The sequence below is a fragment of the Mesorhizobium sp. B1-1-1 genome (genome assembly GCF_006442955.1).
Taxonomy (GTDB): Bacteria; Pseudomonadota; Alphaproteobacteria; order Rhizobiales; family Rhizobiaceae; genus Mesorhizobium.
Genome location: NZ_VFWW01000001.1, coordinates 330,603 through 353,786 on the forward strand (window position 1 = coordinate 330,603; position 23,184 = coordinate 353,786).

The window sequence follows — 23,184 nt, forward strand, 5'->3', positions numbered from 1 at the left end:
AAACTTCACCGCCGCCCGAACAGCCTTTCGATGTCCGCCAGCTTGAGTTCGATATACGTCGGGCGGCCGTGGTTGCAGGTGCCGGAGCCGGGCGTGGCCTCCATCTGGCGCAGCAGCGCGTTCATCTCCTCGGCCTTGAGCAGGCGGCCGGAACGCACTGAACCATGGCAGGCCATGGTCGCCGCGATTTTGTCCAGCCTTTCCCTCAGTGTGTCGACGGTGTCGTTCTCGGCGATCTCGTCGGCGAGGTCGCGCACCAATTGCTGGACGTTGGTCTCGCCCAGCATCGACGGTGTCTCGCGCACGGCCACGGCGCCCGGCCCGAAACGCTCGATGCCGAGCCCGAAGCGGGCGAGCGTTTCGGAATGCGTGGCGAGCCGTTCGGCATCCTCTTCAGGCAGGTCGACGATCTCCGGCAGAAGCAGCATCTGCGACGGCACGGCGCGCGCGTGCAGCGCGTTCTTCAACGCCTCGTAGACCAGCCGCTCATGCGCGGCATGCTGGTCGACGATGACAAGTGAGTCCCTGGTCTGGGCGACGATGTAGTTCTCATGCACCTGCGCCCGTGCCGCACCGAGCACCGTGCCAAGCAGCGTCTCCGCCGCTTCGCCCTGTCCTGCCCGGGCGTCGGCGCTGGCGATCGGGCCGGCATCGAACGCCGCCTGCTCGTTTTCGCCGAACCCGCCGTTTCGTTCGAATCCTGAACCCTGGAACTCCATGTCGAGTGGCCGTTGCGGCGAGCGTGCGTGGTCGAAACCGGCAGAGCCCGAGGCGCGGTAGGCCGCTTCGTAGCTGCGGTGACCATTGGCCGGGCCGCCATAGGCGTATGACGCCGCTCCCGGCCGGAACGCCGCCATCATGCCGGCGGCACCGGAAGTGGCGGCGCGGATGCCGGCTTCGGCAAGCGCCTGACGGATGGCGCCGACGATCAGCCCGCGCACCAGGCCGGGGTCGCGGAAGCGGACATCGGCCTTGGCTGGGTGGACATTGACGTCGACGATCGCCGGGTCGAGTGTCAGGAAAAGCACCGTGACCGCATGGCGGTCGCGTGGCAGGACGTCGGCGAAGGCGCCTCTGATAGCGCCGGCGATCAGCTTGTCGCGCACTGGCCGGCCATTGACATAGGCATATTGCTGCAGCGCGTTGGCGCGGGTGAAGGACGGGATCGATACATGACCGGTCAGGTGCACGCCTTCGCGCATCGCATCGATGGCAATGGAATTGTCGGGAAACTCGACCCCCATCACCTGGGCGATGCGGCGCAGGCTGCCTTCCGCGCTGTCATCGGTCGCCGGCAATTCCAGCGTCGAGCGGTCGGAACCGGTGAGCGTGAAGCGAACGGTCGGAAAGGCGATCGCGATGCGCTTGACCACGTCGCTGGTCGCCGAGCTTTCGGCGCGCTCGCCTTTCATGAATTTCAGCCTTGCCGGGGTGGCGAAGAAAAGGTCGCGCACCTCCACGGTGGTGCCGCGATTGGCCGCCGCCGGCCTGACGGGCGAGATCCTGCCGCCCTCGATGCCGATCTCGGCGGCGCTGTCGCTTGCCGCCGTGCGCGAGCGGATCGACAGCCGCGACACCGAGCCGATCGATGGCAGCGCCTCGCCGCGAAAGCCGAGCGAGCGGATGTCGTGGATGTCTTCGGCAAGCTTGGAGGTGCAATGGCGTGCGATCGCCAGCGATAGCTCCTGTTCGGGGATGCCGAAGCCGTCGTCGGTGACACGGATCAGGTTCAATCCGCCGCCTAATGTGACGACCTCGACCTTTCCTGCACCGGCATCAAGCGCGTTCTCGACCAGTTCCTTCACCACGCTTGCCGGACGCTCGATGACTTCGCCGGCGGCGATCTGGTTGATCATCGTTTCGGAAAGCTGGCGTATGGGCATGGTGACAGTATAGGCGGATTCGTGCCGAGCGGGCGAGGGTGAAGTACGGTGAAAACAGTGAACGACCTCACGCTTGCGCTGCCAGCCAATCCCGTACCTTGCGGGCATTCTCGCTAAGCTCCCGGTTCCTCGGCCAGATGACATAGAACGCCTTGCCGGTCCTGAGCACATGGTCCGTCACCGGCACCAGCAGTCCCGTCGCGAGCATCCGCTCGGCAAGGTGGCGCCAGCCGAGCGCGATGCCTTGCCCTTCCATGACGCCCTGGATTACCAGCCCGTAGTCGTTGATGCGCAGGCCGCGTGCGGTATCGCCGAGACGGGCGCCGGCCGATTCGAACCACTCATTCCAGCTCGCCGCCTCCCGATAGGGCTCCTCAAGATGGATGAGACGGTGCGTGGCCAGTTCCGCGACCGATTTGGGCAGGCCGAACTTCGCCGCGTAGCTGGTGCCGGCGACGGGAAAGATCTCTTCGTCGGCAAGCGGCAGCGAATGATAGTCCTGCCAGTCCCTCGGTTCGCCGCCGCGCACGGCAAGCGGGATTCCCTCTGCGATGATGTCGAGGTCGCGGTCGGCGGTCTGGATGCGCAGATCAATGCCCGGCAGTTCGTCGCGGAACTGCTGCAGCCGCGGCATCATCCAGAAGGAGCCGAACGCAGTCGAGGCGGCAAGCGTCACGTGGCCTCCGGTCGCCTGCAGGCGCAGATCCTCCGCCGACTTTCGGATGTGGGACAGGCCCAGCGAAACGTCGGCGTGGAAACGCTCGCCGGCCTCCGTCAGGCTGACCTGCCGGTGACGGCGCTGGAACAGCTTGGCGCCGAGCTGTTCCTCCAGCCCGCGCACCGCGTAGGAAACGGCGGCCTGGGTCATGCCGAGCTCTCGCCCGGCGGCGGTGAAGCTCGACAGGCGGCCCGCCGCCTCGAAGACGATCAGGCTGCCGGCCGAGGGCAGGAGGTGGCGCAGGTTTCGCATAAGCAGAGCTTATACAAGAGATCAGGATTTTCCAGCGTCACATTCCTGTTTTGTGCGTCTAGGCTGCGAGGTATAAGAGGAATGGAGTTGCCATGAACGCACCGGCCGCTGTGACCGAACACGCCAATCGTCGAGCCGGCGGCCGCCTGGGGCGCAAGGCGCTGCGGGGAGCTCCGGTAACGTCGTTTCCGACACTGGTCCGCCAAATCCCCGTCTATCAGATGGTGCCGGACGAGGCAGTGGAACTCATACACCAGGAATCGCTCGCCATCCTGGAGGACGTCGGATGCGAGTTCCGCGACGATGAGGCCATCGAAATGTGGAAGGCCGCCGGCGCGGACGTCTCCGAGACAAGAGTGCGGATCGACCGCGCCTTGCTGATGGAGCTCGTCTCGAAGGTGCCGTCGGAGTTCACGCTCAACGCGCGCAACCCTGAGCGTACGGTGCGCGTGGGCGGAAAGAATTCCATCTTCGTGCCGATGTATGGCGCGCCTTATGTGCGTGACCTCGACAATGTCAGGCGCTACGGCACGCTCGCCGACCTCAACAATTTCCACAAGCTCGCCTACATGGCGCCGGCCCTGCATTCCTCGAGCTCGATCATCTGCGAGCCGATGGAAATAGCGGTGCCCAAGCGTCACCTCCACATCATCCATTCGGCGCTGAAGCATTCCGACAAGCCGTTCATGGGCATCGTGACGTCGAAGGATCGGGCGGAAGACACGATGGCGATGGCGGGCATCGTGTTCGGTGAGGATTACGTGCGCGACAACCCTGTGCTGGTGTCGATCACCAACTGCAATTCACCGCTGGTATGGGATGCCACCATGCTGGATGCGATGAAGGTCTATGCCCGTCACAATCAGCCGCTGATCCTGGCGCCCTTCGCGCTCTGCGGCGCCTCGACCTCGGCCTCGGCCGTGGGCGCGGTGGCCCAGGTCAATGCCGAGGCGCTTGCCGGTGTAGCGTTCACCCAGCTCCTGCGTCCCGGCTCGCCTCAAATCTACGGCCAGTTCATGGTCACGGTCGACATGAAGACCGGCGCTCCGATGGGCGGCACGCCGGAGGCCGCGCAGATGATGTATCTGATGGGCGCGCTGGCGCGGAAATACGGGCTGCCGTGGCGCACGTCCGGCTTCCATGTCGGCTCGAAGCTGAACGATGCCCAGGCCGGCTACGAGGCGAACATGCTCATGCATGCCGCCATCCTTGCCGGAGCCAACTACATCTGGCACTCGGCCGGATGGCTCGAGGCGGGTCTCACCTGCGGCTATTCGAAGTTCGCGACCGATTGCGAACAGCTCGTCGGCTGGTACAAATATGCCGGCGGGCTGCCGTTCGACGATTTCAAGGAAGCGATGGCCGCCATCCGCGAGGTGGGGCCGCAGGGCCATTTTCTCGGCACCCAGCACACGCTTGAGCATTTCGAGCGGGCCTTCTTCATGCCCAGCATCATGGATTTCAATTCCTATGAACAGTGGAAGGCCGAAGGGGCGAAGGACCACGACACGCGCGGCCGGGAGAAAGCGCGTAACATGCTGGCCGATTATGAGGAGCCGAAGCTCGATGTGGGCATCGCCGACGGTCTCAGGGATTTTATCGCGCTGCGCGAGGAGAAACTGCCGGACAGCGTTAGCTGACGGGACGAAGATCTGACGGGAACCACAAGGGAGGAAAAAATGACGCTTTTCAAAAGCAATGGTGATCGTGTTCCAAGCGCCATAGAGGAGATGGCCAACGAGGCGCGTGCGGGTCGGTTCGATCGGCGCGAATTCCTGGCGCTGGCAAGCGCCTTCGGGGCATCGACGGCTCTGGCCTATGGCATGATCGGCCTTGCCGCGCCGACGGACGCCTTGGCCGAGGAGCCGAAGAAGGGCGGAACGCTGCATGTCTCGATGTCGGTGAAGGCGCAGAAGGATCCGCGCACCTATGACTGGGTTGAGCTTGCCAACATCTCGCGCACCTGGCTGGAGCCGCTTGTGCGCTATACCAGGCAGTTCACCTTCGAGCCGGTGCTGCTCGAAAGCTGGGACATCAACGACGACGCCACCGAATATACGCTGCACGTGCGCAAGGGCATCACCTGGAACAATGGCGATACCTTCAACGCCGATGATGTGGTGCACAATGTGACGCGCTGGTGCGAGAAGGGCGTCGCCGGCAACTCCATGGCCGCGCGTGTCGGCGCGCTGATCGACGCCAAGACCGGCAAGGCAAGGGACGGCGCGATCACCAAGATCGACGACAACACGGTCAAGCTGAAGCTCTCCGAGCCCGACATTTCGCTGATCCCGAACTTCACCGACTATCCGGCGCTCGTCGTCCACCGCAATTTCGATGCCGATGGCGCCGATCCGATCAAGAAGCCGATCGGCACCGGACCCTTCGAGCTGGTCTCTTACGATGTTGGCCAGAAGGCTGTCGTCAAGCGCCGCGAGAACGGCAAATGGTGGGGCGGCGAAGCTCCGCTCGACGGCGTCGAATTCATCGACTACGGCACCGACTTCAACGCCACGGTGAATGCCTTCGATTCCGGCGAAATCGACCTCAATTTCGAGTCGCCCGCCGATTTTATCGACATCCTCGACAAGATGGGGCTGGAGAAATCGGAGGTGGCGACCGCGACCACCCTGGTTGCGCGCACCAACGTCACGCACAAACCCTACGACGACAAGCGTGTTCGCAACGCGCTCCAGATGGCGGTCGACAACAACGCGGTGCTGCAGCTTGGCTATAGCGGTCGCGGCACGGTCGGCGAAAACCACCATGTCAGCCCCATCCATCCGGAATATTACCCACTGCCCAAGAAGGAGCGTGATGCCGCTGGCGCCAAGAAGCTGATGGCGGAGGCGGGGCAGGCCGATTTCGAGCATGAGCTGATCACCATCGAGGACGATTGGCAGAAGAACACCGGCGATGCCATCGCGGGCCAGCTGCGCGAGGCCGGCATCAAGGTGAAACGGACGGTGCTGCCGGGCTCGACGTTCTGGAACGACTGGACGAAATATCCCTATTCGATGACGATCTGGTACATGCGCCCGCTCGGCGTCCAGGTGCTGGCGCTCGGCTATCGCACCGGCGAGGCCTGGAATGAATCGGCGTATTCGAATCCCGATTTCGACGCCAAGCTCAAGCAGGCGCTATCGCTGATCGACGTCGCCAAGCGCAAGGAGGTGATGAAGGATGTCGAGCAGATCCTCCAGGATTCCGGCGTCATCATCCAGCCGTTCTGGCAGAAGCTCTACAGTCATACGAGCAAGAAGGTGAAGAACTACGGCGTCCACCAGACCTTCGAAATGGACCTCCAGAACGTCTGGCTGGACGCCTAGCTGCAATGGTTGGCGAATGCCGGCACCCTTTCAGGTGCCGGCTGTCCGGTAAAAATCGATTTGGCCGCGGGCGCTGGCGCTCGGGTGCTGCCGCTAAGGCTTTTGAGGAGCGGTACATGTCTGGGCAGGTCTTCAACCGGTTGTTCACGCCGATTGCTCTGCGCGGCAAGACCTTACGCAACAGGATCGTGTTCGGAGCCCATACCGCGAACATGGCGGTAGAGGGACTGCCGACAGAACGGCATGTCGGCTATTATGCCGAACGCGCTATCGGCGGCGCGGGCATGATCGTCGTCGAGCCGATGCCGGTGCACCGGGCCGCGGTTCTTACCCGCGGCAACTTCCGTCCTTCCGACGACAGCGTGATCCCCCATTTCCGCAAAGTGACGGAAGCGATCCGCGGCAATGGCGCCGTCGCCATCCAGCAGCTCTATCATGTCGGTCAGCACGCGGACGCGGACAACTCGTTCCATGCCGGCTGGTCCCCTTCCGGACTGCCGAGTTATCACGACTCTGACGGTTCGCATCGAATGTCCGAAGCCGAGATCGAAGAAACGATCGACGGTTTCGTACAGGCGGCGCGCCGTTGCCGCGAGGCCGGTTTCGACGGCGTCGAGGTCTGGGCGGCGTATCATTCGATGCTGGACCAGTTCTGGACGCCCTGGTCGAATCGCCGCGACGACCGGTGGGGCGGCAGCCTTCAAAATCGCACCCGGATGAGCCGTGAGGTGATGAGCAGAATTCGCCGGGAATGCGGCGATGATTTCATCATCGGCCTTGCGGTCAACGACGAACCGGAAGTCGAAGTGGCGCTGAAGCGCGAAGCATTGACCGAGATAATCGACCTCCACGACCGCGATTCTTTGATGGATTATGTGACTTGTGGAACGGGCTCCTACTTCGATTTCTACAAAATCATCCCGACCTTTGTTTATCCGGAAAAGCTCGGCGCCGACCTGGCGTCCGTGCTCAAATCCACCGTGCGCCACGCGTTGGTCACCGCCGAGAGTCACATCCGTATCCCGCAGAATGCCGAAAGTGTGCTGAGCGAAGGCCACGCTGATCTGGTTTCCATCGTGCGGGGGCAGATCGCCGATCCGCACCTGGCTGCAAAGGCCGCCGCCGGACGGCCGGAAGACATTCGCGGGTGCCTGTCCTGCAACCAGATGTGCTGGGGCCGACGCAGCCGCGACTACTGGATCAGCTGCGTCATCAATCCCTCGGCGGGGCGGGAATGGGAATGGGGCGGAGATCGCTTCGCCCCGGCTAGCCAACCCAAGCGCGTACTGGTCGTCGGCGGCGGTCCCGCCGGCCTCGAAGCGGCGCGTGTAGCAGCCGAACGCGGTCATCGTGTCACGCTGGCCGAGGCTTCCGACCGTCTTGGGGGGCAGTTCCGCCTTGCGGGGCTGCAACCGCGCCGCGCCCAGATTCTGGATCTGATCGACTGGTACCAGCGCCAGCTCAGCCAGCTTCAGGTCGACGTCCGGTACGGACAATATGTCGAGGCGGAGGATGTCGAGCGCGAAGGCGCGGACCACGTCATCATCGCAACCGGCTCGATGCCGTCAGACGGCGCTTTCCAACGGGCATTGCCGCAGTGGGAAAGCATCCCGGGCGGCGGGCTGGTTCTCTCGGCCGAAGCCGTGATGGCCCGTGAGGCGAGACCAGGCAAAAATGTTATCTTGCTCGACGATGGCGGCAATTGGAAAGGGTGCGGCACCGCCTGGAAACTCGCCGAGGACGGTCACAATGTGACGCTTGTGACACCTGACGCCCTGGTTGGCAAAGAGCTTCAGCGAATGGCAGTCGACGCGCCGCTGCGCCGCGCACTCGCCAGGCTGCGGGTGCGGTTTTTGACCGAGAGCGCCATCGTTCATTGGGACGGGAAGGCCGCCAGGGTCGCTTCCCTGCTCGACGGAACCGAGCAGGACGTCGAAGCCGATGCGCTGATCTTCGCCACGACGAGTATGGCAGCCGACATGCTTTCCATCGAGCTCGACAGGCGCAAAATTGCCCACACGTCGATTGGTGATTGCACCGCCTCAAGGCAGGCGGCTTTTGCCATCCATGATGGACGCAAGGTGGCGCTTGGTCTCTGATCGCAGTCTTGGCACGGGCGCCTGTCGGATGGCCTGCATCGGCGGCGAGCCGCCCTCGGGCTTCATGAGCCGCAAAAAAGCCGATATGCAGGATGCGTGCTACTGGATTGCGCCAAGCCATCAAAAGCCGGAGATTCTGCATGAGACTGACAGTGCTCCTTGCCGCCCTTTCGACGGCCTTTCCCGCTGTCGCCCTGGCCGGTCCGGCGTCGGACGCCGTGAAATTCTTCTATGTTCCGGAGGTCAAGTTCGAGGCCGACGCAAAATACCGGGATCGCTTCACCGAACCGGTGACGAGACTGTTCGACCTCAACGATCAGGCAACGAGGAAGAATCCGGACCAGGTCGCCTGCATCGATTTCGATCCGGGCCTCGATGCGCAGGATTTCGACCAGAAGACCGTCTCCAAGACCCTGAAAGTATCCGAGATGGTGGATGGCGATACTGCCCAGGTGGTGGCGAGCTTCAGTCTCTTTCCGGAAGGAGACGATGCACAACGCGAAATGCATTGGTCGCTGAAGAAGATCGACGGCAAGTGGAGGATATCGGACATCGCATCGAAGACCAGCGACTGGACGCTGAGCCAGCTCGAATGCCTGGCGGGCCAAGATCCGGAGTGATCCGATGGCCCGCCGCTGGTTCCTGGCGCTGTCGGCCGTGTGCATGATGGCGGCGGACTTGGGTGGCGCCGCCGCGCAGGGGCTGCTCGGCGCGCCGCCGGCAAACGCTCCGGCGGCCACCGCGCCCGACGCCAACGGGTCGCCGCCAGCGCCTGCACCTCGCGCAGCCGCCGAGCCGGCAACACCACCGGCTGCCTCGCCGAGCGAACCTGCCGCCCCAATTCAGCCGGGCTCGCCGACAGCTGTGGTCCGGCCATTCTACGACCAGGTCGGCTTGGAGGTCGATCCGTCGCAGCGCCGCCATTTCGTCGATCCGGCGAAAACGGTGCTCGACAAGAGCGATGCGCTGCGCAAATCCGGGCAGGGCGAGTGCCTCGACCCCAACATGGCGCTCGACAATGCCGACTATGACAAGGGCGAGATCGACAAGAGCCTGAAGACGCTCGAGGCGATCAATGGCGACCAGGCGAAGGTCATCGTCGCCTTCGTCGTCGCCGGCAACCCGCACCGCCTTGAGTGGAAGTTCAAGAAGGTCGATGGCGAATGGAAGGTATCGGACCTGCTGTCGGTGACCGGCGAATGGGCGCTCAGCCAATACCAATGCGAATGATGGTTCGAGCTAGCCTCGCCCGCGATAGGGCGCCACTCCGGTCTCGGGCAGCCAGGCGCCTTCCGGCGGCGCGCCCGTCTGCCAGAACACGTCGATCGGAATGCCGCCGCGTGGATACCAATAGCCGCCGATGCGCAACCATAGCGGGCTCGTTGCCGCCACGATGCGGCGGCCGATCATGACGGTGCAGTCCTCATGGAAAGCACCATGATTGCGGAACGAGGTCATGAACAGCTTGAGCGACTTCGATTCCACCAGAGCCGCGTCGGGTGCGTAGTCGATGACGATATGGGCGAAATCAGGCTGGCCGGTGACAGGGCACAGCGACGTGAATTCCGGGCAGGTGAAGCGCACGATGGCCGGCGGGTCGTCGCCGCGCGAAAACGGCACGGTTTCCAGGACCGCCGCTTCCGGGCTCTGTGGCGTCTCGACATGCGCGCCGAGTTGGGTGAGGGTTTTGGTATCGATCATGGACGGCTCCTTGCCTGCCTGTCGCCGGAAGCACGCTTCCATGGCGGTCGGCGCGAACGAACATTGGAATAGACGCCGCAATCCATTCAGGGGCGGCGCATCTGGCCGCTCAATAACACAATTTGAAACCGCAGGAAGACGATGACCAGCAACGATCCGCTTCTCCAGCCCTATCAGCTCAAGCATCTGACGTTGAAGAACCGGGTGATGTCGACCAGCCACGAGCCTGCCTATTCGGAAGACGGCATGCCCAAGGCGCGGTACCGGCTCTACCACACGGAGAAGGCCAAGGGCGGCATGGCGCTGACAATGACCGCCGGCTCGGCCATCGTTTCACGCGACAGCCCGGCCGCTTTCGGCAATTTGCATCTCTATGATGACGGGATCGTGCCATGGCTCGCGGAACTGACCGACGCCTGCCACGAGCATGAGTGCAAGGTGATGATCCAGATCACCCATCTCGGCCGTCGAACCGGTTGGAACAAGGCCGACTGGCTGCCCGTCCTGTCGGCTTCGCCGGTGCGGGAGCCGGCGCATCGCGCCTTTCCCAAGACCATCGAGGATTGGGATATCGAACGCATCGTTTCCGACTATGCTTCCGCCGCCCAGCGCTGCCAGGCCGCCGGTCTCGACGGCATCGAATTCGAGGCTTACGGCCATCTGATGGACAGCTTCTGGTCTCCGTCCACCAACCATCGGGACGACGAGTTCGGCGGCTCGCTCGACAACCGGCTGCGGTTCACCGACATGGTGCTCGACGCCGTGCGGGCGGCCGTCGGCGAAAAATTCGTCGTCGGCATACGCATGGTCGCCGACGAGGATTTTTCGCAAGGCCTGTCGAAAGAGGAGGGCGTCGAGATCGCCAGGCGGCTTGCCTCATCAGGCAAGGTCGATTTCCTCAACATCATCCGCGGCTCGATCGAGACCGACGCGGCACTGACCAAGGTCATTCCGGTGACCGGCATGCGCTCATCGCCGCATCTCGACTTCGCCGGCGAGGTGAGGGCGGCGACGAAATTCCCGACCTTCCACGCGGCGCGAATTTCCGACGTCGCAACCGCGCGCCACGCCATCGCCGCCGGCAAGCTCGACATGGTCGGCATGACCCGCGCCCACATCGCCGATCCGCACATCGTCCGCAAAGTGATGGAAGGGCGCGAGCACGAAATCCGCCCGTGTGTCGGAGCCACCTACTGCCTCGACCGCATCTACGAAGGCGGCGAGGCGCTCTGCGTCCACAATGCGGCGACCGGCCGCGAGGCGGACATTCCGCATATCATCACCAAGGCCGAGGGACCAAAGCGAAAAGTCGTCGTCATCGGCGCTGGTGCAGGCGGACTGGAAATAGCGCGCGTGGCCGCGGAGCGCGGCCATCAGGTGACGGTGCTGGAGGCATCGGGCCAGGCCGGCGGGCAGGTCAGGCTGGCGACGCAGAACCCGCGCCGCAAGGAATTGATCGGCATCGTCGACTGGCGGCTGGCCGAACTCGACCGGCTCGGCGTCGAGATCCGCTACGACAGTTGGGCCGAGAAGGACGACGTTCTGGCGTTGTCGCCCGATGTCGTGGTGATCGCCACCGGCGGACTGCCGCAGAATCCGCCGCTGACGGCGGGCGACACTCTTGTCACATCGAGCTGGGACATCATGGCCGGCAGCGTCAAGCCGGCTGAAAACGTGCTGCTCTATGACGACAATGGAGGCCATCAGGGAATGGGCGCTGCGGAACTCGTCGCGGCTGCCGGTTCGAAGCTGGAACTGGTTTCGCCGGAGCGATTCTTCGCGCCGGAAATGGGCGGCATGAACCACGTACCCTACATGCGTGCCTTCCAGGAGAAGGGGGTCACCATCACTATCAACACAAGGCTGCGCTCGGTGCGCCGCGAGGGCAATCAACTGGTTGCCGAGCTTGCCTCCGATTTCGCCGACGGCTGGCGCGGCGAGCGGCGGGTCGACCAGGTGGTGGTCGAGCATGGCACGGCGCCGCTAGACGACCTTTATTTCTCGCTGAAGCCATTGGCGACGAACGGCGGCGCCATAGACTATGAGCGGCTGGTGAGTGGCGGCGACATTTTTCCCGAGCGCAATCCGCAAGGATCTTTCGTGCTGTTCCGCATCGGCGATGCCGTCGCCTCGCGCAACATCCACGCCGCCATCTATGACGGCATTCGGTTCGGGCTAAGGATTTGAAAGGCTGCTGTCGCTAACAATTTCGGGGAGGCGCGCAACGGAACCTCCGCAAGGAGAGCCATCTGCTGCCTTGGTTCGTTGCGCGCCGCGTACGCCGCCTGTTTGCGCCGGCACCGTACGATCCGTGATCAGAACATTCTGGCGGTGGCCATGCAGAGCACGGTGAGAACCAGCAGCCAGGCGGCGATTCGCTCGCCTTGGGCCATCTTCGCGCGCAGGGCAGGTTCGGTGGCCGCGTCGGCGCCAGCAAGCTGCGTGCTGGTGCGGCGGACCATGGTGCTGAGCACTCCAGCCGCGGCGAAGGCGGCAACGATGCCGAGGGCCAGCACCATTTCCATCGAGCCGAAATAGGCACCATGGAAAAAATACCAGAGCAGCGCACCGGTGAGAAACACCATGCCGGCCGCTCCCATTTGCGGTCCAATGAAGCGTTCAGCCCGGATCTCGGGGTCGCGCGCCAGCGTGATGGTGGTGCCGGCCCAGAACACCCCCGCCATGACGTGAAGACCGATGGTGATGATGTAGACATATTGCATACCAGCTCTCCTCTCTTGCCCGCCTTCGCCTAAATAGTTAGATATCTAACTGTTAGATATCAATGTATAAATGAGTGCCAGTTCCATCCGTGGAAAACACCGTCTAGTGTCTTGCCATGACGCCCTTTGAACGCCCGCCGGTCGGCATGAATCTCGGCCGCACCGCCAAGCTTGTTGCACAGGCCTTCGACACCGCTTTGGTTGAAGCGGGCGGCACATTGCCCGTCTGGCTTACTCTTCTGTCGGTCAAATCGAGCAAGCTTGCCAACCAGCGTGAGCTTGCCGGAATGATCGGCATACAGGGAGCGACGCTCACCCATCATCTAAACGCGATGGAGGCGCAGGGATTGCTGACGCGCCGCCGCGACCCCGTCAACCGCCGGGTCCATCTGGTCGAATTGACAGAGGCCGGTGAAGCGATGTTCGAGACACTGCGCAAGGCGGCGCTTGCCTTCGACAAGCGGCTGCGTGTGGGCCTGTCAGACGACAGGCTGGCGGAGTTTGCGCAAGTGCTGGCGACCTTGCGGGCCAACGTGGAAAGCTGACGATGTCCAAGGCGCGCCGCGTGAATCTCCTTCGACACTAGGCGCTCTAGGGATCGCCCGCTCAGTCGTCATAGCTCTGGATTGTCCCAAAAGCATAGCCGCGCTGCTTCAGCGCTGTAATCAGCCTGGTCAGTTTCGTCTTGCCGTCGAAGCCGTCCTGGAACATCTCGTCATGCATGAGCAGGATCATCTTTCCGCGCTTGACGAAGCGGCCATAGCCGAACAAGTGATCGATCTCGCTGACCAGGTGGTCGACGCTCTGCACCGGCTTGCCTGTGTCGTCATGCACCCACTCATGGTCCCAGCCATAGAGATAGAAGCCGGAAGCGGCGACGAATTCGTAGTCCGGCTCCTCCCGGCCTTCCTGCGCAAGGCCGAGCGAGGTGTCGTTCTTCGACATTGAGGGCAGTCTGAACACGTCGCGCCCAGGCAGCCTCGCATGAACCGCTGGAGCGAGCCCGAGCACGGCATTGGCCCGCAGCATGTCGGCCACCACGCCTTCCGTATCGGCATAGAAATGCTGGTAGCGGTTGTTGGCGTGGCTGTAGCTGTGATTGCCGACCGTCACCAGCGGCAGAGCTTTTGCGCGTCTGACTAATGCCTTGTTGCCCGCGCTCGCCTGCGCATGCATGCCGACCATGAACAACGTCGCCGGCACCTGCTGCGCTTCCAGCACGTCGAGGATGTTGCTGGTGCCGTTCAGCGGTCCGTCATCGAAAGTCAGATAGATGGTGCGATCCGCTGCAGAAGCGGGAAATGCGGCGAGCATGGTCAGCAAAGCAAGCAGAAGCGGCATCGGGACTACCCGTTTGCGATCGTCACAGGGCGCCATTTCGGTGATGAGTTGTCAAGCGCGGGTGAGGGCTGCCTACGCCAGGCTTCCCTGCAGCACCGTTAGCCTAGCCTTCTTCGGCATGCGGGCGCTCAGCCAGTCACGGGCTTTGTCCTGCGGCATCGGGAAGGCGATGGAGTAGCCCTGCACCTGGTCGCATCCGATGGCCATCAGTGAATCGAGTTCGGCTTCGGTCTCGGCGCCCTCCGCGACGATCGAGATACCAAGGCCGCGCGCGAGCTCGGTGATGGCGCGCACGATCTTGGAGTTGTCACCGTTCTCATGGATGTTCTGGACGAAGCGGCGATCGATCTTCAGCCGGTCGATCTCGTTGGGATTCACGTGGCTGAGCGACGCGTAGCCAGTGCCGAAATCGTCGAGCTCAAGATGGACGCCGGCGGCCCTGATATGGCGTAGCTTTGCCGCGATGCCTGTCTTCTCGTCATCGAGAATGACGGATTCGACGATTTCCAGCGACAGTTTCTGCGGCGGCAGGCCGGCCTTCTCAAGCGTCTCGAACAGGAAAGCATCGAAGTCGTGCTCGCGCAATTCGGTTCCGGATACGTTGACCGCAAGTCGTCCGAAAGCAATGCCGTCGCGGTTCCATTCGGCGGCTTCGTTGATCGCCTTGCTGATGACGATGCGGCCGATATCAGGCATGAAACCGCATTTCTCGGCGACGGGAATGAATTCGCCAGGCGAGATCATGCCGCGCTCGGCATGGTTCCAGCGCACCAGCGCCTCGATGCCACTGATCGTGCCGTCGCTCAGTGAAACCTGCGGCTGGAAATAGACCTGGAATGCCTGCTGTGAAATGGCAACCTTGATGTCGTGCTCGAGTTGCTTGCGATAATCGAGTTCGCGACGCAATTCCTCGGAGAAGAACGAGAAATTGCCGCCGCCCATCTTCTTGGCGGAGTAAAGCGCCAGATCGGCGTGAACCAGCAGATCCTGGGCGTTGTCGGCGTCGATCGGATAGACGGCGATGCCGCCGCTGGCGCCCGGTAGAATGGTCGTGCCTTGGAAGACGATCGGCTCGTTGATGTGCGCAAGAATGCGCCGTGCCAGCATGTTGATGTCTTCGCTGCCGCCGGCGCCGTTGAGGATCATCACGAACTCGTCGCCACCGAGGCGCACGCACAGATCCGACGCCCGACAGGAATCGCGCATACGCTGGGCCGTGATGACCAGCACATAGTCGCCGGCGGCGTGGCCGAGCGTGTCGTTGATCTGCTTGAACCGGTCGAGATCAAGCTGCACCACCGCAAGACGTTCGCGCCGACGATGCGCGCTCTTGATCAGCGTGTCGAAATGGTCGGTCAGGAATGTGCGGTTGTGCAGACCTGTCAGCCCGTCATGAACGGCGATGAAGGCCATCGAATTGCGCGCATCGACGAGTTCGCGCGTCTTGCGCAGGATCGCGTTTGACATGGGCCGGAAGATGAACAGCGCCACCAGAACGATGACGCCGATCGTGGCGTAAAACAGCGTGCGGTGCAGATCGAGCATCTTTTCGGATCGTTCGTCGGCGAAAGCGCTGATGCGCTGGCCCAGCGCCGAATAGCCCGACAATGTTGCGTTGGCGACCGAGGCGTCGAGGGTGACGCGCTCGTAACCGCCCTTGTAGCCGCCATTGTCGCCGAGTGCGAGTTGGGACGAGAAGGCCGATACCAGGCGTTCGCCATTGGCGACCAGCCCGACGGAAAAATAGTCGAGATGAAAAGGCTTGCCGAAAAGGACGTTCTCGATCGTCTTCGGATCGAGCCTGGCCGGCGACTTTGGATCGGCGGCCGTCTGCTTGAGCAGCAGGTCATAGTTGGTTTCGAACTCCGCCGTCGCCTGCTTGAGCGCGTTGACGAGCGCCGGCTGCTTGTCGCGCGAAGCAGCACCGGTCGCACCGGCGAGGAAGACGATGCGCTGCGACAGCGTCTTTTGCGTGCTGACGATATCGAGCAGCGTATGGTTGTGCCGTTGGGTGGCCATCACCTGCTGCAGCAGGATGAAGGAAGCCACCACCATGGCGGCGATGATCAGCAGCGCCAGCCAATAACCAGCCTTGATCAGCAGTATGAGCTTGCCTGAAACGGTTTGCACCGGCTGCTGCGACATCTTGGGGGGCGGCCCTCTCGCCAACGGGATTCCTGTATGAGCATCATTGAACTGCAAACATTAACAGGACTGGAAATCGACAGCTGGCCGACAAGGGGAAAGGCTTAAAGGTCGCGAAATGGTTATCGGCCTCTTTCGCGGCCGGTCCGCATTTGAACATTCGCCGGCCCCATGTGATCCGGATCGTCCCTCGAGCCATGCCTGCGGCATCCGTTCGACATTACCCAGCCACCTGATCCGGTCGCTTTTGCGGTGGATTTTTTGTGCGTGCGGGACGACAGTCGGCCCACGTCAAACGAGGCACGATCATGACCGCAGCATTTCTCTCCCATATCGACGGCGAACTTGAGGGGCTCAGATCGGCCGGACTGTACAAGTCCGAGCGGGTAATTTCCTCCACGCAGTCGGCTGAGATCGAGGTCGGCGGCGAGAAGGTGCTGAATTTCTGCGCTAACAACTATCTCGGCCTCGCCGACAGCCCCGACCTGCGCGAGGCGGCAAAGCACGCGCTCGACCGCTACGGCTACGGCATGGCTTCGGTGCGTTTCATCTGCGGCACGCAGGAGGAGCACAAGCAGTTGGAAGCGACGATATCGTCCTTCCTCGGGATGGACGACACTATCCTCTACGGCTCCTGCTTCGATGCCAATGGTGGACTGTTCGAGACGCTTCTGGGCGAGGAGGACGCCATCATCTCCGATGCGCTGAACCACGCTTCCATCATCGACGGGGTCAGGCTGTCCAAGACCAAGCGCTTCCGCTACGCGAACAACGATATGGCGGATCTCGAGGCGCGGCTGAAGGAGGCGAAGGATTGCCGGTTCCGGCTGATCGCCACCGACGGCGTGTTCTCGATGGATGGCATCATCGCCAATCTCGCGGGTGTGTGCGATCTGGCCGAAAAATACGATGCCATGGTCATGGTCGACGACAGTCACGCGGTCGGCTTCGTCGGCAGGAACGGCCGCGGCTCGGCTGAGCATTGCGGCGTCGAGGGCAGGGTCGACATCATCACCGGTACGCTCGGCAAGGCGCTGGGCGGCGCTTCCGGCGGCTACACGTCCGGCAAGAAACAGGTGGTCGACTGGCTGCGCCAGCGCTCGCGGCCCTATCTGTTTTCCAACACGCTGATGCCGGCGATCGCCGGCGCCTCGATCAGAGTGTTCGACATGATCCGCAATGGCGATGCCCTGCGCGAGCGCCTATATGCCAATGCGGAACGGTTTCGGACACAGATGGGGAAGCTCGGCTTCACGCTGGCAGGCGCCGGCCATCCGATCATCCCGGTCATGCTGGGCGATGCCAGCTTGGCGCAGGAGATGGCGGCGCGCATGCTGCAACGCGGCATCTATGTCATCGGCTTCTCCTTCCCGGTGGTGCCCAAGGGCCAGGCGCGCATCCGCACGCAGATGTCGGCTGCGCATTCCAGCGCCGACATTGATCGGGCGGTCGAGGCTTTCGGTGCGGTTGGCAAGGAACTAGGTGTGATTTCCTGAGCGACCGGCGCCGCAAACCGCTTCCGGATCAAGAGATTCAAGGGACAAAAGAATGTCGAACATGATGAAGGCGCTGGTGAAGGCCAAGGCCGAGCCGGGCATCTGGATGGAAGAGGTGCCGGTGCCGGAAATCGGCCCCAACGACGTCCTGATCAAGGTGAAGAAGACTGCGATCTGCGGCACCGACGTCCACATCTACAATTGGGACCAGTGGGCGCAGAAGACGGTGCCCGTGCCGATGGTGACCGGCCATGAATTCGTCGGCACCGTCGCGGATTTCGGCGCCGCGGTCACCGAATACAAGGTCGGCCAACGCGTGTCTGGCGAAGGCCACATCGTCTGCGGACATTGCCGCAACTGCCGCGCGGGCAGGGGGCATCTGTGCCGCAACACGCTCGGCGTCGGCGTCAATCGCCCGGGCGCCTTCGGCGAGTACCTGGCGATCCCACAGCACAATGTCGTGCCGATCCCCGACGATGTGCCGGACGAGATCGCCGCGATCTTCGATCCCCTGGGCAATGCGGTTCACACCGCATTGTCATTCGATCTGGTCGGCGAGGACGTGCTGGTCACCGGCGCCGGACCGATCGGCATCATGGGCGCGCTGGTGGCGCAATGCGTCGGCGCCAGGAAGGTCGTTATCACCGATATCAATCCGGTTCGGCTGGATCTTGCGCGCAAGCTTGGCGTCCAGCACGTCGTCGACGCCTCCAAGGAAAAACTGCGCGACGTGATGCCGGCGCTCGGCATGACGGAGGGTTTTGATGTCGGCCTGGAAATGTCGGGGGCAGCCCCCGCCTTCCGCGACATGATCGACACCATGAACAATGGCGGCAAGATCGCCATCCTCGGCATTGCGCCGACCGGGTTCGAGATCGACTGGAACAAGGTCATCTTCAAGATGCTGCATCTCAAGGGCATCTATGGCCGCGAGATGTTCGAGACCTGGTACAAGATGATCGCGCTGGTCCAGGGCCCGCTCGACGTCTCAGGCCTGATCACGCACCGCATCGGCATCGATGATTTCCAGGTTGGATTCGACGCGATGCGCAGCGGCAGTTCGGGCAAGGTGGTGATGGACTGGTGATCGATGCGCCGGGAGTCTCAGGCTTCGAGGCTGGCGATGCTAGGGTCGCCTGGTTTTCAGCCATCGCACCTGTCGCCATGCGCGCCGCAACGCAGTTGCGGCGGCGCCGATGGCAATGGCGGCGAGCGCAAGCGTCAAGACTTCGTTGTGGCCATTCCAAAGGAATTCTCCGGTAGATAGCAGTGCCGCGACGGTTGCGACTGCCATGCGATGTGGCTTGGCCATCGGTCCGGTGAAATCGCTCCGCGTCTCGTTGGCCCGCCCCAATTCCCGCACATAGGCGGTGAGAACCGAAAAACAGGCCGCTGCCCAGCCAAGGCCAGGCATGCCGATGCCGTAACCTATGCCGGCCATGATGGCGATATCGGCGAGCCTGTCCGGGAACTCGTTCCAGAACGGCCCGTCGGCCGACGCCTTGCCGCCCTCGACGGCGACCATGCCATCGAACAGATTGCACAGCAGCCGCAGTTGGCAAAACAGCGCCGCGCCCAGCAACAGCAGCAAACGAGAAGTGCCGCCGCTCTGCCCGCCAAGCCAGAAAGCCGTGCCTGCCAGCGCGCCGGCGAGGATACTGGCCTGCGAAATCTGGTTGGGGGTCACGGAGAGTGCGGCGAGACGTCTGGCCGTCGCTTGTGCCCAGCGCGTGTCGCGGCTTGCAAGTGGTCTGCGATCGCCCGTGTTCATCACTGCCTCATCCCGGTGACCAGAAATAACGAGTGAGATGGAAGAAGATCGGAGCGGAGAAAACCACCGAATCCAGCCGATCTATCAGGCCGCCATGGCCGTCGATCAGATGGCCCCAATCCTTCACGCCGCGGTCACGTTTGATGGCGGACATCACAAGGCCGCCGAAAAAACCCATCAGCGTGATCAGGAAGGCCATCGCGCCCGCCTGAAGCGGAGAGAACGGCGTGATCCACCACAGGCCAGCGCCGATGAGGCTGGCGCTTGCAACGCCGCCGAGGAAACCTTCAAGCGTCTTGGACGGCGAAAGCTTTGGTGCGATCTTCGTATGCCCGATCGCCTTTCCCCAGATGTATTGCAGTACGTCGCTCAATTGCACGACGATGACAAGGAAGGCTATCAGAAGCACATTGCGACCCTCGTAGCCGGGAATATGCAACGTCAGAAGAGCCGGGACGTGGGAGGCGCAGAAAACGCAGATCATCAACGCCCATTGCACCTCGGCAATTCGAACGAGGAAGTGCTGGGTGTCGCCCCGTGTGGCTGAGATGATTGGCATCAACAGGAAGGCGTAGACCGGGATGAAAACAGAAAAGATCCCGTAGTCCTCGATCCAGAGCAGCACATACTGTACCGGCAGCACGACGAAAAACGCCGTGGCCAGCGCCCAGTGGTCGGCACGCCGGGTATTGGTCAGCGTCACGAATTCGCGAAGTGCGGCGAAGGAACAGAAGCCGAAGAGAAGCAGGACGCCGATCCGCCCGGCGATGAATGCTATGGCGATGAGGATCGCCATTACCCACCACGCATTGATACGGGCGTTGAGGTTCTCGATGGCTGGGTTGGAGCCTTCCGGCGACAGCCGTCGCTCCAGGATATGCCCCACGAAAGAGGCCACGAGCAGGATCCCGCAGACGCCGAGCACGAGAACCATCATATCGAATTGGGTTGAGCTCATTCCGCTGCCTTTTTCGGTGCCAGCGCCAGCAGCGCCCTACGTGCCCGCTCGAGGAACATATCCTTGCTCTCGCCGTCAGCCAGGTGCATTGCCTCGCCGAACGTCACCGTGCAGATCAGCGGGATAGGCACGAATTCCCCTTTCGGCATCACCCGGTTGAGATTGGCGATCCATACCGGCACCAACTCGAAATCCGGGTGCGATGCCGCCAAATGGAACAGCCCGGACTTGAATGGCTGCAAGGACGCGTCGGATTGGTTGCGCGTGCCTTCCGGGAAGAGAATGAGCGAAGAGCCTTCTCTCATCGCCTCCCCCATGCTCTCGACGGGATCCATCGTGCGTCCATTGCGATTGCGCTCGATCAGGACGGCATTGAAAACGTCGCGGCCGATGAAGGCTCGGACTTTTGATTTCAGCCAGTAGTCGGCACCCGCTACGGGACGCACCCGCCGACGCAGGCGCGGCGGCAGAACAGCCCAGATCAGGATGAAATCGCCATGGCTGGAATGATTGGCAAAGAAGATCGAGCGACGCCGAGGCAATCTGCCTTCATGCCAAAACGGCCGCACAGCGGTGATGACTCTGGCAAACAGCAAGACGACCACGGCCACCGGCCTCGCGAGCAGCGACTTCATCCTTCCCCCCAATTCGCCCGTCGATGATCACCGGCTTACATACAGCGCTGAAAATCCGCCACCGAGCAAGCAGCGATCGAAAATGACCGCCAGACAGTCTCTGCTTCAAGGCGCTGTCGCGTCGAGCCACCGTCTCATATTCTATCTGCCGATAGCCGCTATCTCAGACCCAACGCGCTTTCCAATGACGCAACGCCTTTGACGATGGAGGCTTGCTGGTCGGCGCTCAGCTGGGCCAGCAGCTCCCGTTCGAAAGCCTTTGCCAGTGGCACCATCTCGCTATAGGCCGCAAGTCCGGCTCTGGTCAGCGCCAGGTGCTCGACGCGGCGATCGTTCTCGTCAGTGGTTCGGATGAGCCAGCGGCGACGCTCAAGCTCCGCCACGGCACGCGAAACCTTTGTCTTGTGCATCGCCGACTGCGCGCCGAGTTCCGTCGCGGTCATTGTGCCGCGCTGGCCAAGCCCCGAAAGCGTACGCCATTCCGGCCGTGTGAGGCCGTGACGCTCCTTGTAGATCCGAGAGAATTCGCGGCTCAGCGCATCGGCCAGCCGATACAGCCGGTAGGGCAGAAAGCTTTCGAGTTCCAGGATTTCGGATTCCATGACCAGCCATCGAGAAATGCCCGCGCACGGCATTGATAGTTACATTTTGGATGGTTACAAATGAAACCAATTTGGTCAAGCATTCGCGAGGAGGAAGCGATGGCCTTTTCCTACATGCCGGGTTTCGGTAACGATTTCGAAACCGAAAGCCTGCCGGGTTCGCTGCCGCACGGGCGTAATTCACCGCAGCGGCCGGCCTACGGCCTCTATGCCGAGCAGCTCTCCGGTTCGCCCTTCACCGCGCCGCGCGGCACCAATGAGCGCTCCTGGCTTTACCGCATCAGGCCGAGCGTCAGACATACCGGGCGCTTCAAGTCGGTGAGCTATCCCTTCTGGAAAAGTGCGCCCAATGTCGGCGATCATGAGCTGGCGCTCGGCCAGTATCGCTGGAGCCCGGTGCCGATGCCGAAGGAGCCGACTGACTTCATCGCCGGCATGCGCTCGATCACCACCGCCGGCGACGTGCTTGGGCAGACCGGCATGGCGGCGCATGTCTATGTCGCCAACAGGTCGATGGTCGACGACCATTTCTTCAACGCCGACGGCGAGTTGCTGGTGGTGCCGCAGGTGGGCGCCTTGCGCTTCGTCACCGAGATGGGAGTCATCGAGCTCAGGCCCGGCGAGATCGCGGTCCTGCCGCGCGGCCTCGTCTTCAAGGTCGAACTGGTCGATGCCGAAGTGCGCGGCTATGTCTGCGAGAACTACGGCGCCAAGCTGACGATGCCCGACCGCGGCCCGATCGGCGCCAACTGCCTGGCCAATCCGCGCGATTTCAAGACGCCCTGCGCCTGGTTTGAGGAGAAGGAGACGCCCTGCCGGCTGATCGTCAAATGGTGCGGACATTTTCATGTCACGGAAATCGGCCATTCGCCCCTCGATGTGGTGGCGTGGCACGGCAACTATGCACCCTATAAATATGATCTGGCGGCGTTTTCGCCGGTTGGTGCGATCCTCTTTGACCACCCCGATCCGTCGATTTTCACGGTGCTGACGGCGCCGAGCGGCGAGGAGGGCACCGCCAACATCGATTTCGTCATCTTTCCGCCGCGCTGGCTGGTGGCGGAGGATACGTTCCGCCCGCCCTGGTATCACCGCAACATCATGAGCGAGTTCATGGGGCTGATTCACGGCCAGTACGACGCCAAGGAAGAAGGGTTCGTTCCCGGCGGCATCAGTCTGCACAATCTGATGCTGGCCCATGGCCCGGATGCACCTGGCTTCGAAAAGGCCGCGCGCGCGGATCTGAAACCGGTCAAGCTCGACAACACCATGGCCTTCATGTTCGAGACCCGGTTCCCGCAGATGCTGACCCGCTACGCCGCCGAACTCGACACCAGGCAGGACAATTACATCGACTGCTGGGCCGATCTGAAGAAGCGCTTCAATGGCACGCCCGAGGGCGATTGGTCCTGAAGGATCGCTGCCGCCGGAAAACTGCCTTCAGGAAAGTTGAGCCGGCGGCTTGACGATTGCCCATAACAGCCTTGTTGTGGGCCTTGCGGCGCAAGGCCGCGTCAGGAGAGGAAACCGC

20 protein-coding genes are annotated in these 23,184 nt (G+C 62.5%); 10 read left to right on the forward strand and 10 right to left on the reverse strand.

The genetic code is table 11. The annotated features are described in order from the left end of the window. Window positions 1-5 precede the first annotated feature (5 nt). Together mutL and FJ986_RS01675 are read right to left on the reverse strand one after the other, a co-directional pair. Window positions 6-1,883 (reverse strand): DNA mismatch repair endonuclease MutL, encoded by a 1,878-nt coding sequence (gene mutL / locus FJ986_RS01670; RefSeq protein WP_140673245.1) that lies wholly within the window; start codon window positions 1,881-1,883, stop codon window positions 6-8. Between the two features lie 67 nt (window positions 1,884-1,950). Then, a complete protein-coding gene (locus FJ986_RS01675) occupies window positions 1,951-2,853 on the reverse strand; it encodes a LysR substrate-binding domain-containing protein (RefSeq protein ID WP_140515572.1) in 903 nt (300 codons plus the stop codon). A 92-nt stretch (window positions 2,854-2,945) separates the two neighbouring features. Between FJ986_RS01675 and FJ986_RS01680 the strand changes: the two genes are divergently transcribed. The 5 genes from FJ986_RS01680 to FJ986_RS01700 all read left to right on the forward strand — a co-directional run bounded on the left by FJ986_RS01680 (window position 2,946) and on the right by FJ986_RS01700 (window position 9,511). Then, window positions 2,946-4,493: a trimethylamine methyltransferase family protein gene (locus tag FJ986_RS01680; RefSeq protein WP_140515574.1), complete on the forward strand. Its 1,548-nt coding sequence runs from the start codon at window positions 2,946-2,948 to the stop codon at window positions 4,491-4,493. 39 nt (window positions 4,494-4,532) lie between these two features. Continuing rightward, window positions 4,533-6,182: an ABC transporter substrate-binding protein gene (locus FJ986_RS01685; RefSeq protein WP_140673247.1), complete on the forward strand. Its 1,650-nt coding sequence runs from the start codon at window positions 4,533-4,535 to the stop codon at window positions 6,180-6,182. A gap of 116 nt (window positions 6,183-6,298) precedes the next feature. Then, a complete protein-coding gene (locus FJ986_RS01690; RefSeq protein ID WP_140673366.1) occupies window positions 6,299-8,281 on the forward strand; it encodes an FAD-dependent oxidoreductase in 1,983 nt (660 codons plus the stop codon). Between the two features lie 140 nt (window positions 8,282-8,421). Continuing rightward, entirely contained in the window at window positions 8,422-8,901 is a 480-nt protein-coding gene (locus FJ986_RS01695) for a DUF3828 domain-containing protein (protein ID WP_140624620.1), read from the forward strand. A 4-nt stretch (window positions 8,902-8,905) separates the two neighbouring features. Beyond that, window positions 8,906-9,511 carry a hypothetical protein gene (locus FJ986_RS01700; protein WP_140673249.1) on the forward strand — a complete coding sequence of 202 codons (606 nt, stop codon included), beginning with the start codon at window positions 8,906-8,908 and terminating at the stop codon, window positions 9,509-9,511. Between the two features lie 9 nt (window positions 9,512-9,520). Here the strand turns inward: FJ986_RS01700 and queF are convergent, their stop codons facing one another. After that, a complete protein-coding gene (queF, locus tag FJ986_RS01705) occupies window positions 9,521-9,982 on the reverse strand; it encodes a preQ(1) synthase (protein WP_140673251.1) in 462 nt (153 codons plus the stop codon). Window positions 9,983-10,123: 141 nt separating this feature from the next. Here queF and FJ986_RS01710 point away from each other — a divergent pair, with 141 nt between their 5' ends. Then, complete coding sequence (locus tag FJ986_RS01710) at window positions 10,124-12,169, forward strand: NADH:flavin oxidoreductase (RefSeq protein ID WP_140673253.1); 2,046 nt, start codon at window positions 10,124-10,126, stop codon at window positions 12,167-12,169. Window positions 12,170-12,297: 128 nt separating this feature from the next. On the opposite strand, the gene FJ986_RS01715 is transcribed toward FJ986_RS01710, so the two are convergent. Then, window positions 12,298-12,705, reverse strand: a complete 408-nt coding sequence (locus FJ986_RS01715) for a hypothetical protein (protein ID WP_140521694.1) — start codon at window positions 12,703-12,705, stop codon at window positions 12,298-12,300. A gap of 146 nt (window positions 12,706-12,851) precedes the next feature. Here FJ986_RS01715 and FJ986_RS01720 point away from each other — a divergent pair, with 146 nt between their 5' ends. Continuing rightward, window positions 12,852-13,250, forward strand: coding sequence for a MarR family winged helix-turn-helix transcriptional regulator (locus tag FJ986_RS01720; protein WP_224619525.1), 399 nt, complete (start codon window positions 12,852-12,854; stop codon window positions 13,248-13,250). Between the two features lie 61 nt (window positions 13,251-13,311). Here the strand turns inward: FJ986_RS01720 and FJ986_RS01725 are convergent, their stop codons facing one another. Both FJ986_RS01725 and FJ986_RS01730 read right to left on the reverse strand, forming a co-directional pair. Then, window positions 13,312-14,046: a polysaccharide deacetylase family protein gene (locus FJ986_RS01725; RefSeq protein ID WP_140673255.1), complete on the reverse strand. Its 735-nt coding sequence runs from the start codon at window positions 14,044-14,046 to the stop codon at window positions 13,312-13,314. A gap of 72 nt (window positions 14,047-14,118) precedes the next feature. Further along, entirely contained in the window at window positions 14,119-16,191 is a 2,073-nt protein-coding gene (locus FJ986_RS01730; protein WP_140494180.1) for an EAL domain-containing protein, read from the reverse strand. A gap of 308 nt (window positions 16,192-16,499) precedes the next feature. Here FJ986_RS01730 and FJ986_RS01735 point away from each other — a divergent pair, with 308 nt between their 5' ends. Both FJ986_RS01735 and tdh read left to right on the forward strand, forming a co-directional pair. Next, window positions 16,500-17,687 (forward strand): glycine C-acetyltransferase, encoded by a 1,188-nt coding sequence (locus FJ986_RS01735; protein WP_140673257.1) that lies wholly within the window; start codon window positions 16,500-16,502, stop codon window positions 17,685-17,687. Window positions 17,688-17,739: 52 nt separating this feature from the next. After that, window positions 17,740-18,774, forward strand: a complete 1,035-nt coding sequence (tdh, locus tag FJ986_RS01740) for an L-threonine 3-dehydrogenase (protein WP_140549151.1) — start codon at window positions 17,740-17,742, stop codon at window positions 18,772-18,774. Between the two features lie 39 nt (window positions 18,775-18,813). Here the strand turns inward: tdh and FJ986_RS01745 are convergent, their stop codons facing one another. The 4 genes from FJ986_RS01745 to FJ986_RS01760 all read right to left on the reverse strand — a co-directional run bounded on the left by FJ986_RS01745 (window position 18,814) and on the right by FJ986_RS01760 (window position 21,653). Next, window positions 18,814-19,461, reverse strand: a complete 648-nt coding sequence (locus FJ986_RS01745) for a CDP-alcohol phosphatidyltransferase family protein (protein ID WP_181171749.1) — start codon at window positions 19,459-19,461, stop codon at window positions 18,814-18,816. A 4-nt stretch (window positions 19,462-19,465) separates the two neighbouring features. Further along, window positions 19,466-20,416 (reverse strand): phosphatidate cytidylyltransferase, encoded by a 951-nt coding sequence (locus FJ986_RS01750; protein WP_140494172.1) that lies wholly within the window; start codon window positions 20,414-20,416, stop codon window positions 19,466-19,468. Further along, a complete protein-coding gene (locus FJ986_RS01755) occupies window positions 20,413-21,051 on the reverse strand; it encodes a lysophospholipid acyltransferase family protein (RefSeq protein ID WP_140656167.1) in 639 nt (212 codons plus the stop codon). Before FJ986_RS01755 ends, FJ986_RS01750 begins: the two co-directional genes overlap by 4 nt. Before the next feature lie 158 nt (window positions 21,052-21,209). Beyond that, window positions 21,210-21,653 (reverse strand): MarR family transcriptional regulator, encoded by a 444-nt coding sequence (locus tag FJ986_RS01760; protein ID WP_140494170.1) that lies wholly within the window; start codon window positions 21,651-21,653, stop codon window positions 21,210-21,212. Between the two features lie 99 nt (window positions 21,654-21,752). Between FJ986_RS01760 and hmgA the strand changes: the two genes are divergently transcribed. Beyond that, entirely contained in the window at window positions 21,753-23,066 is a 1,314-nt protein-coding gene (gene hmgA, locus FJ986_RS01765) for a homogentisate 1,2-dioxygenase (RefSeq protein WP_140656165.1), read from the forward strand. The last annotated feature ends 118 nt before the right edge of the window (window positions 23,067-23,184 follow it).